The sequence below is a fragment of the Kitasatospora sp. NPDC007106 genome (assembly GCF_040634455.1).
Lineage (GTDB): Bacteria > Actinomycetota > Actinomycetes > Streptomycetales > Streptomycetaceae > Kitasatospora > Kitasatospora arboriphila.
On record NZ_JBEYFP010001281.1, the window covers coordinates 1 to 1,311 of the forward strand.

1 protein-coding gene is annotated in these 1,311 nt (G+C 76.7%); it reads right to left on the minus strand.

What is annotated here, in order from left to right; all coding sequences use genetic code 11:
- Window positions 1-1,311, minus strand: a 1,311-nt coding sequence (locus ABZ641_RS37860; RefSeq protein WP_359989153.1) for an MFS transporter, incomplete at both ends; no start/stop codon positions are given.

Here is a 1,311-nt window from a genome sequence, read left to right on the forward strand (position 1 = left end):
AGACCGTCCAGACCGCCGTGTACGCGCCCTCCCGCGGGACGCCCTGCCGCAGCAGCAGGGCGTCCAGCACGGCAGCCGCCCCCGCGCCCGCGGCGGCGCCCGCCAGCGACTTGAGGGTGTTGTAGACACCGGTGCCGATCCCCGTCTGGTCGCGGGGGAGACGCCGCATCAGCAGACCCGGCAGCAGGCTCAGACCCAGCCCGGCGCCGAACCCGCAGACCGCACCGGGAACGGCGAACTGCCAGAACGCGTGGTGCCCCGCCGCGATCGCCGCATAGCCGGCGGCGCACAGCCCGAAGCCCACCGCGAGGACGCCCGCTGCGCCGTACCGGCGGGCCAGCCGGTCGGCGACGACCGCACCGGCCATCGCGGCCACGGTCTGCGGCAGGTACAGCAGACCCAGCTGCAGCGGCACCGCGCCGAGGCCGTAGCCGGTCTCCGTCGGGTCCGCCGCCTCGAAGGCCAGGGTCGGGCCCTGCGCGCCGTACAGGGCGCAGCCCAGCAGGAAGCTGAGCGCGAAGACCGGCGCCGTGGCGCGCCGGGCCAGCAACCGGACGTCCACCATCGGCCGGTCGGTGCGCAGTTCGTGCCGGACGAACAGCGCCAGCAGCACCGGCCCGAGCACCAGCAGCAGCACGGCCGCGGCGCCCGGCAGCACGGCACTGCCGCCGAGGCCGGCCAGCAGCAGGGTCAGACCGAGGGAGAGCAGCGCCGCGCCGGGCCAGTCGATCCGGCCCTGCGCCCGGGTCCGCGAGTCCGGGACGAGCCACCACACCACCGGCAGTGCGAGCAGCGGCAGCACCGCGAGCGCCCACAGCAGCGGACGGGTGGCGTCGTCGCTCGTGCCGAGGCCGCCGACGGCGAGCGCGCCGAGGGTCGAGCCGACGGTGAGCGAGCCGACCAGCGGGCCGACCGCCCGGCCGCCGCGCTCCTCGCCGAGGCCGTCGCGCAGGATCGCGAACTCCAGCGGCAGCCAGCAGGCCAGGAACCCGGACAGGGCACGCCCGAGGAGCAGCAGCGGCAGGTCCGGGGCGAGCGCCGTGCACGCGGCGCCGAGCAGGGTCAGCAGCACGGTGACGCGCAGCAGCAGCCGGTGGCCGTGCAGGTCGCCCAGCCGGGAGGTGAGCGGCACCGCGACGCCGGACACCAGGAACTCGACGCCGAGCGCGAGGCTCAGGTCACCGGCGTCGAGGTGCAGCTGCTCACCGAGACGCGGCAGCAGGATCGGGAAGCCGCCCTGCAGGACGCCGCTGGCGAACTCCACCAGGACGAGCAGCGGGACGGTCGCCCGGACGGCCGTCCGGACGGGGG